Origin of the sequence: Candidatus Cyanaurora vandensis, from assembly GCF_013285555.1 — a bacterium.
Classification (GTDB): Bacteria; Cyanobacteriota; Cyanobacteriia; order Gloeobacterales; family Anthocerotibacteraceae; genus Cyanaurora; species Cyanaurora vandensis.
The window spans coordinates 1-8957 of sequence record NZ_JAAXLT010000125.1 but is presented as its reverse complement, the minus strand read 5'-3'; the positions used below and the strand labels follow the sequence as shown (position 1 = coordinate 8957).

Sequence of the window (8957 nt, the reverse complement as noted above, 5' to 3'; positions counted from 1 at the left end):
GGGGGTAGGGGGCGACTGTTAAGGGCTAGGGTTGGTGAGGGTGTTAAAATCCTAAAATACGTCCTTTTGGCAGTAGCACGATGTTAAACTTCCTCGGCAAGATTTTCGGAGACCCCCAGGAACGCAAAGTCCGGCAGTACCAGCCACGGGTTGCCGAGATCAATGCCCTCGAAGAAGACATGCAGAAGCTCACGGACAGTGAACTCCGCGCCCTGACCCCCAGCTACCGCGAACGCTTGGCAAAGGGTGAAACCCTCGATAGCCTCCTACCCGAAGCCTTTGCCACGGTGCGTGAAGCCGCCCGCCGGGTCCTGGGCTTACGCCACTACGACGTCCAGATGATTGGCGGGATGGTCCTCCACACGGGTCAGATTGCCGAGATGAAGACGGGTGAAGGTAAAACCCTCGTCTCCACCCTCCCGGCTTACCTCAATGCCCTGACCGGGAAAGGCGTCCACATTGTCACCGTCAACGATTACCTAGCGCGGCGTGACTCGGAATGGATGGGTCAGGTCCACCGCTTTTTGGGCCTGGATGTCGGCTTGATCCAAAACGAGATGTCCCCCGCCGAACGGCGCGTCAACTATGGCTGTGATGTCACCTACGCCACCAACAGCGAGTTAGGGTTTGATTACCTGCGCGACAACATGGCGGGTTCGATTGAGGAAGTCGTCCAACGGCCCTTCAACTATGCAGTTATTGACGAAGTGGACTCCATTTTGATTGATGAGGCCCGTACGCCCTTGATCATCTCCGGGATGGTAGCCAAGCCTGCCGAGAAATATAACCGTGCTACCGAAGTTGCCAGCCAACTTGAAAAAGATAAACACTATGAAGTTGCTGAAAAAGAACGCAATATCCTCCTAACCGATGAAGGCTACGAGACTGCCGAACAACTGCTCAACGTGCGGGACCTCTTTGATCCGGCAGACCCCTGGGCCCATTTTGTCTTTAATGCAGTCAAGGCCAAGGAACTCTACATCCGGGATGTCAACTACATCATCCGCGATGGTGAAGCGGTGATTGTGGATGAATTTACGGGAAGGATCATGCCTGGTCGCCGCTGGTCCGATGGGTTGCACCAAGCGATTGAATCCAAGGAAAACGTCAAAATCGAGAACGAGAGCCAGACCCTCGCCACGATTACCTATCAAAACTTTTTCCTGCTCTACCCCAAACTCTCGGGGATGACCGGGACCGCCCTCACCGAGGAAGCGGAGTTCGGCAAAATCTATAACCTCGAAGTCAGCCCTATTCCTACCAACCGTAAAGTCGTCCGGGGTGACTGGTCTGACCAAGTTTACAAAACTGAATCCGCTAAGTGGCTGGCGGTTGCTAAGGAGATTGATGAACTCTACCAAAAAGGCCGTCCGGTCCTAGTCGGGACGACCTCCATTGAGAAGTCCGAAGTTTTGGCTGGCATCCTCAAGGAACAAAAAATCCCCTTCAACCTGCTCAACGCCAAGCCCGAGAACGTCGAGCGCGAATCGGAGATCGTGGCCCAGGCAGGCCGTCGCGCTACTGTGACCATCGCCACCAACATGGCGGGCCGGGGGACGGATATTCTCTTGGGCGGCAACCCGGAATACATGGCCCGTCTCGCCCTCAAAGCCGAACTGATGCCGCCTCTGCAAGAACACAGTGAGGAAGAAACCCCCATGGCCTTACTAGTCGGACGACGGTCACCAGCGCGGGGCTTTAATGCTCCAACTGCACCCAAAGCCCTCCCGAGTCCTAAACTTTTTCCTTGTGAACTCTCGGCTGAGGCTCGTCGCGCCACCCAGGAAGCGGTGAAGACAGCAGTCCAAGCCTACGGTCCCAACAGTCTCCCCGCCCTTCAGATTGAGGATATGCTCGCGGTCGCCTCCGAGAAAGGCCCGATTGAGGACCCGGTGGTCCAACAATTACGCGCAGCCTTCCAGATGATCTACAACGAGTTCCGGGTCTACACTGACCGTGAACACGATGAAGTCGTCGGCCTGGGTGGGTTACATGTCCTGGGGACCGAACGCCACGAATCACGCCGGATTGACAACCAGTTGCGGGGCCGCTCGGGACGGCAGGGCGACCCCGGTTCGACCCGCTTTTTCCTGTCTCTAGGCGATAACCTACTGCGGATCTTTGGCGGCGACCGGGTTGCCAGTCTGATGAATGCGTTTCGGGTGGAAGAGGATATGCCGATTGAGTCGGGGATGCTGACCAAGGCTTTGGAGAACGCCCAACGCAAGGTGGAAGTTTTTTATTATGACCAGCGCAAACAGGTCTTTGAGTACGACGAAGTCCTCAATATTCAACGCAAGGCCATCTACGCCCAACGGCGCAAGGTCCTCGAAAACATTGACATGGACAAAACGATCCAGGACTACATGGAGGAAACGATTGACGAGATTGTTCTAGCCCAAATTAACCCCGAGATTCCTCCCGAAGAATGGGACTTGACGGGTTTGATTAGCAGTCTTCAGCAACTCATCCCGCTCTTGGCTGACTTGACCCCAGACCAGTTGCAGGAATTTTCCTTGGTCGAACTTCAAGCTGAACTTAAGACCCAAGCGCGGCTGGCCTATGAGAGTAAAACTGAGTTCATCAACACCGTCCAACCCGAATTGATGCAACGGGCCGAGTCCTTCTTCATCCTGCAAAACATGGACAACCTCTGGCGCGAGCACCTGCAACAGATGGAAGCTCTGCGCGAAGCCATTGGTCTCCGTGGTTACGGTCAAAAGGACCCCTTGGTGGAATATAAGAACGAAGGCTATCAGTTGTTCCTGGAAATGCTGAGTCAGGTGCGGCGCAATGTCGTTGTGGCCCTCTATAACTTCCAACCTACCTACGTCCAACCCAACCTGGACTACGACGTGGTGGAAGCCGACTTTTCTGATTTCGAGGATGGTGAAGGCGGGATGCTAGCTTAAGTTCTCCCGTCTACTTGAGCGTCCTGCTTAGATCCCTGCCAAGGTCGCTACAAAGATGATAACCAGGATTATTGTTCCCATACTTTAGGGAGCATTACGTCTTAGTGGTTGTTTTCCTGTCGCTGTACTGGTCAATTCTGTCTTCAATATATTCAGCAATCTCTCGGAATTTGGGCACGGCCTTGAGTTCGAGCTTGGCCCCATCTCTGAGCACAATCAAAAGTACCCCATAACCAAAAATACTACCGAAAACCGTGGCGGGGATCGCCCGGACCGACTCGACTTCGCGGTAGATAACATCCGTACGATTACGACCGAGCCAACCCCCCTCGACCGTGATGCGCCGATTGGTGAAGCGGTACCGGGAGAAAACATAGTTCACCACCGCCGGAATCCAGAACACTACCCAGATAATCGTAAACAAGAGCAATGTGCTCGCAATCAGGTCGCCCACATGGGGACGGCCTTCATAAATGATTTCCTCTTGAATCGCCATACCCCATCTCCGCACGGTCTAAAAGTGCCCCCAACTGCCGCTCCATCCCCCGCAAGTCCAACCCCACCGCCTCGGGCCGCAGGACCACCACTAGGTTAAACCCTGGACGTAAGGTGGACCAGCGCAGACGCAAAACCTCGCGCACCAAACGACGTAAACGATTACGGATGACGGCATTACCTACTTTCCGGCTACAGACAATTCCCACCCGTAGACCCTGCTCCGGTTTCGCTAAGCGGTAGAGGATGAGTCCCGTATCTTGCCAGCGTTTACCTTGGCGGTAGACCTCATGGAACTCCCATTCCCGGCGTAGGGCGGGTAGCACTAGACCGCGAGTTGGTGACGGCCCTTACTGCGACGCGCATTGATCACCCGCCGACCGCTTGCAGTCAACATCCGAGCCCGAAACCCCGACACGCGCCGCCGCTTGCGACTAGTGCCTTCTAACGTCCGTTTCATAAAAATTTTCCTCGCATTGCCGTCTTGTAGTCTAATCTAACTTTAGGAGTCATAGCAACGACCACCCCCCCGCCTCTGAGCGGTTCCCAGGGGGTAGTTACACTATGGGTACAGTTTTTGGCAGAGGAACACGGTAGTAATAGCGTCACGGACCTAGACGGGACTGGGAATGAGGGATAGAATGAGCCAACTAGTCCCGTGGAGGAGGATTCCACTTTGACCGCCACTCTGATTGACAAAACTTGGCAGGACATCCTCCAGCATCTGCGGGCACGGCTGAGTCGGCCCTCAATTGAGGCTTGGATTAAGCAGGTCCATCTCGTCGAACAGAAGGACGAAGAGCTAATCATCCAGGCCAATAGCCCCTTCTACCGCGACTGCATCCAGAAACAATACGGCAAAGCCATCGCTGAGGCCGCTCAGACTGTCACCGGACAGACTTGGCACATCACCTTTACGGCCCTTGATGTCGCCTCCTCCCCCCGGCCTATAGCGGTGGCTCAGGAGCGTTTACCCCGCCCCGCCACGAACTCAACGGGTCACGGTGCCCTCAACCCCAAATATGTCTTCAACCGTTTCGTGGTCGGCTCCACCAACCAGATGGGCCATGCCTCCTGTCTAGCGGTGGCAGAGTTGCCGGGACAGCACTTTAACCCGTTGTTTCTCTGTGGCGGGGTGGGCCTAGGCAAAACCCACCTCATGCACGCCATTGGTCACTATCGGTTGGAAGTAGACCCCAACTGCCGGGTCTGTTATGTCACCACCGAACGGTTCACCAATGACCTGATTGAGGCCATTAACCGCAACGCCATGCAGACTTTCCGGGAGCGGTATCGCAAGGTGGATGTCCTGTTGGTGGATGATGTGCAATTCCTTGAAGGTAAGGAATACACCCAGGAAGAATTTTTTCATACCTTTAATGTGTTGTACGAAGACGGTAAACAGGTCGTCTTGGCGGCGGACCGGCCCCCGAACTTGTTACCCGGTTTGCAGGAGCGGTTGTGTTCGCGCTTCTCCATGGGCTTGGTGTCAGATATTCAGCAACCGGACCTAGAGACCCGCATTGCCATTTTGCAAAAAAAAGCCGAGTACGAAAATATTGATGTGCCCTACGAGGTCATCCACCATATCGCCAACACCTACATCTCCAACATCCGCGAATTAGAAGGAGCCTTGATTCGGGCAATTGCCTACGTCTCCATCTCTGGCTTGCCGCTTAAGGTCAGTACAATCCGCCACATCTTGGCCCCCCAACCCATGACCGGAGAGATCACCCCTGAGGCAATTGTGCAGATGGTCTCTGAAGAGATGAATGTCAGTGTCGAAGATATGAAGAGCGATTCGCGTAAGCGCGAGATCTCCGAGTCCCGTCAGATTGCTATGTTCCTGTTACGCAACTACACGGACTTGAGTCTGCCCAAAATTGGTGCCCTCTTAGGCGGTAAGGACCACACCACCGTGATGTACGCCGCTCAAAAAGTCACCAAGTCCAAGCACACCGACCCCCAACTAGCCCGTCTATTACAACGGTTGGGGCAGCGCATCGTGGCGGAGTCGCGTCACTAAGTCGGGGCGAGGACTTTTTCTAGAAAAGTACGGATCTGGGTCCAAGCCTCACCGTCCTGAGGAATGGACTCTTGGGGACCCGTGAGGACCTTGAACTCAAAGGGTTTCTCAGCAGCGGTGAGGGCTTTGGTTAAGGTTGCGGGGTCCGTCTCCCGCCCAAAGAGGCCCAAGAGCGGTACGGTCAGTTGTCCCACCCGTTCCAGGTGGGTCTCAGGCCGCCCATAACAGTTGATGGCCCCTTGCAGGTCCTCATTCTCCAAGGCATAACCGAAGGCCCACTCGCCTGCACCCGCACCTAGACCCAAGAGCGCGACCCTAGGCCGGACATCCCCGCCCTTAAGCTGCTGTTCTAAAAAAGAAAAAGAAGCATCCAATTGGTCAACCAGCGCGACCGCCAAGGGTGCAAAGGGGGCTGCCGTCCGGGGAGCTAGCTCAGGCATGAGGACGACGTAACCCAACTGCACCAATCGTTCTGCTAAGGCTTTGACCGCTGCTCGGTTCACCTCCCCATGCACCAATAGGACGCCCGTGCCATCACTGAGAGCAGGACGCAGGAGTAAGCCGCCCATTGTGCCCTGCTGGTAAGGATAGGTAACTGTAGTTTCCAGGGTGGGTTCCGTTGCCAAGGTTGCACCCGCGAGGACTACCCCCCCGATGCCTGTCAAAAGTAGCCGTCGTGACCAAGTTGCGCTCATCGTTTCAGTTTGACGATAGGGATAGATTTTTAGGGTGCGGGGGGAGCGGTGACAGCAGCGGCTTTTTGGGGGTCTACGTTTAAGAAGACCGTGGAACCGCCTTCAACTCGGATCACTTTAAGAGGCGAGGCTTGGCCCTGTTCGCGGGCTTTGTCAATGCGGTCTTCGAGTTTCTCGTAGAGAATCAAGTCCGCGAGTTGGGCGTTACGGGCAGCGGCTTTACCCTGAAGCTCAATCGCCGTCTGGTCGGCCCGTGCCAGGATGAGCAGGCGTTCGGTCTCTTTGTTCTGGATTTGAGCTTTGACCCCGGCGGTCTGAGCGGTGATGGAGGCGACTTGTTTTTGCTCTAGGGAGTCTTTGAGGGCGGGCGGGAACTTGGGAGTGCCGAGGAAGACCCCTTCAATCAGGATTAACGGCACGGTCTGGTCGTCAACTTTGGTGGCGGGGAGGTCGCGGCTAATCAGTTGGAGTGCCTTTTGCTCAATCTCAAAACGGCGTTCCTTTTGATAAAAGTCCTGAGAGGCAAAACCGGCGGAGATATCCCGAATTTTAGAGCGCACCAAAGGAACGACGACAGTCTCCATATAGCGTTCGCCAATCTGGGCGTGGAGGGTATCGAGCACACGGTCATTGGGACGGAGGGCCAAAAAAACGTCCACGGTGAAGGCTTGACCGTCGGCGGTGTTGATGGCGATGGCGGTCCCGGCTTGGTTGGGGATGTTCTCGCCCTCACTGAACTGCCAGAGCTTGGTGCGGACATTGTAGGTAATCGGTTGGTCGGCTCCAGGGGCGACGAAACTGACCCCCGGTTGCTCGACGCGGCCCACCTGCAACCCGGTAAAGGAATTAAATACCACCGTGGCAGTTCCCGGCTCGGTGACATAGGCAAAAGAACGTCCCACCAAAAGGGCTACCGCGACTAAGCTCACGGGGATCGCCCAACGCAGTAAGGGTTTCAGGTTGTCAAGTTGCGTATCCATCGGTCACTCCCTACTTGGTGATGAGCGTATCCAGGGTTTCGCCCAAAACGCCCGATTTGACCACGCGTAGATATTCGGGATTGCGGGTAAGCGCGTCGGCCTTGGCCCCCAACCGTCCGGCCTCGGCTTGGGCGCGGGCAATCACGGTCTTGGCATCCTGGCGGGCTTGGTCAATCTCAAAGGATTTTTTGGCGAGTTGGTTCTCAGCGATGGTCTTGGCTTCGATGGCCTTGACGAAATCCTGCTCAAAGCGCACGTCACGCAACAGGAAATCAATGACTTGAATCCCGTACTGTTGCAGGTCGCTCGCAATCCGTTCACGAATCTGGGCCTGGAGGACGGGCCGTTTGGTGGAATAGAGGTCCTGGGCGGAGAACCCGGCGGCCTCCGAAGCAATCACCGAGCGCACGATCGGTGCAATCCGGTCGCGGTAGTCATTGTCGAAACCCAGGGTACTGTAGACTTTCGCGGGGTCGCTGACCCGGAAGTTGAGGGTGACTTCAGCCCCGATCTCTTGCCCGTCCCGGCTCAAAGCGATAATGCGCGGGCCGTAGGCATCCTGGGTGTCATTGTCCTTCCAAGTGAGGGCCTGGGTCTTGATGTCAAAGGGTACGGTGGTCGTCACCAAGGGCAAAACGACATGGAATCCCGGCGTGAGGGGCTGGGACTGGACCCCGCCTACCCAGGAGAAGACCACTAAATTCTGACCGTTCTCCACGAAACGAAACGGGCTAGCACTCAAAAAAAGTAAGACCGCACCGCCGACTAGGACGGCTTGGGGTAACCAAGATGGAACTTCAGCACGGTTCACGGGGACCTCAAGGGTAAAAAATGATCACGCATCACCCTCATGGACTAAGTTACCCATTTGATGTCCACGATAGCACTAATTTATAGTGCCCCACCCGTAAGGAGACAGGTAAGGCTACCTTCCTCAAAGTTATTGCGGGTACAGGTCAGGGGCGTTACCTCCAGAATTCGGTCTTGGTCCTGGAGTTGGTTTAGATCATTTAAACCCGCGACTACATAGCCCACCACCGCAAAACGGCCATCTAGCGTACGGGCTTGGGCGGCTGTCGGCGGGGGCCGATGGATGAAAAGTTGGCTGGGAGCGAGTTGTTCTTCATCGGGGCGTTGCTTGAGGTTCGTGGGCAAGGCGAGGGCCACAGTCCCGGCGGGGGTAAAGGCGAGGGCAGGTTCTGGGGCCGTGGTGGGATTGTATAGGATGTTGCGACTAGTTTGGGGGCGGATCTCTAGGGGAATGGGACGGGTAGGATTGGACCAGCGTACGACGCGCCCTTGGTCCGTAAGTCGGACCTTCTCTCGCCAAGCCCCGCTCTGGACCGCTTGCCAAAAACTCCCCGCGCCCAAGGGCGCACTATAGCCATCCAGCAAAATAGTGAAATCACCCCGGACCGTGCGGACCTGGACCAAACGCCAGCCGACCAAGCGGGGCAAGGTGCGGTATAGCTGCGGCGGGGCGGGGGGTTGATAGTCAGCCAGTAGTGCCAAGCGCAGGGCACAGAGCTGCCACAGACTCTCCTGCCAAGTTGTGCGGGTAGCCGTGAAATTCTGACTGGTCAGGGCACTTTCGAGGACCGCCAGGGTGATGTTGAGTTGGGACAAGCTTTGTCTGGCTCGTCCTTGGGCTGTCAGAGGCGTGGCGAGGAGGAGAGCGGCTTCGCTTTGGCGGAGGATGGTCTGGGTTTGGCGGGCTTGCTCAGCGGCGGCGGTCCAGTTGCGCCCCGTCTGGAGTTGAGTCATCACAGCGAGGAGGGCCGTGGTTAATTCGCTCGTCTGGGGTCCAGAGGGGGGCAGGGCAAGGGTCAGGCGGACAACGGCTTCAGCT

The 8957-nt window shown here is 56.2% G+C and carries 9 protein-coding genes; 2 read left to right on the top strand and 7 right to left on the bottom strand.

The annotated features are described in order from the left end of the window. Positions 1 to 80 precede the first annotated feature (80 nt). Positions 81 to 2912, top strand: coding sequence for a preprotein translocase subunit SecA (gene secA / locus HFM78_RS08710; RefSeq protein WP_287129047.1), 2832 nt, complete (start codon positions 81 to 83; stop codon positions 2910 to 2912). A 94-nt stretch (positions 2913 to 3006) separates the two neighbouring features. On the opposite strand, the gene HFM78_RS08705 is transcribed toward secA, so the two are convergent. From HFM78_RS08705 to rpmH, 3 genes are read right to left on the bottom strand one after another with little or no spacing between them, the layout of a single operon-like run. Beyond that, positions 3007 to 3408 (bottom strand): PH domain-containing protein, encoded by a 402-nt coding sequence (locus HFM78_RS08705; RefSeq protein WP_287129046.1) that lies wholly within the window; start codon positions 3406 to 3408, stop codon positions 3007 to 3009. After that, on the bottom strand, positions 3380 to 3733 hold the full coding sequence (gene rnpA / locus HFM78_RS08700; protein ID WP_287129045.1) for a ribonuclease P protein component: 354 nt from the start codon (positions 3731 to 3733) through the stop codon (positions 3380 to 3382). Before rnpA ends, HFM78_RS08705 begins: the two co-directional genes overlap by 29 nt. Beyond that, positions 3733 to 3867 (bottom strand): 50S ribosomal protein L34, encoded by a 135-nt coding sequence (rpmH, locus tag HFM78_RS08695; RefSeq protein WP_287129044.1) that lies wholly within the window; start codon positions 3865 to 3867, stop codon positions 3733 to 3735. The genes rnpA and rpmH overlap by 1 nt, the downstream gene beginning before the upstream one ends. Positions 3868 to 4083: 216 nt before the next feature. On the opposite strand from rpmH, the gene dnaA reads away from it, so the two are divergent. Further along, on the top strand, positions 4084 to 5433 hold the full coding sequence (dnaA, locus tag HFM78_RS08690) for a chromosomal replication initiator protein DnaA (RefSeq protein ID WP_287129043.1): 1350 nt from the start codon (positions 4084 to 4086) through the stop codon (positions 5431 to 5433). Here dnaA and HFM78_RS08685 read toward each other — a convergent pair. The 4 genes from HFM78_RS08685 to HFM78_RS08670 all read right to left on the bottom strand — a co-directional run. Then, complete coding sequence (locus HFM78_RS08685) at positions 5430 to 6128, bottom strand: dienelactone hydrolase family protein (RefSeq protein WP_287129042.1); 699 nt, start codon at positions 6126 to 6128, stop codon at positions 5430 to 5432. The genes dnaA and HFM78_RS08685 overlap by 4 nt on opposite strands. Before the next feature lie 29 nt (positions 6129 to 6157). Continuing rightward, a complete protein-coding gene (locus tag HFM78_RS08680; RefSeq protein WP_287129041.1) occupies positions 6158 to 7108 on the bottom strand; it encodes an SPFH domain-containing protein in 951 nt (316 codons plus the stop codon). Between the two features lie 10 nt (positions 7109 to 7118). Beyond that, on the bottom strand, positions 7119 to 7919 hold the full coding sequence (locus HFM78_RS08675; RefSeq protein ID WP_287129040.1) for a prohibitin family protein: 801 nt from the start codon (positions 7917 to 7919) through the stop codon (positions 7119 to 7121). An 80-nt stretch (positions 7920 to 7999) separates the two neighbouring features. After that, the coding region (locus HFM78_RS08670) for a peptidylprolyl isomerase (protein ID WP_287129039.1) at positions 8000 to 8957 on the bottom strand (958 nt) is incomplete at its 5' end.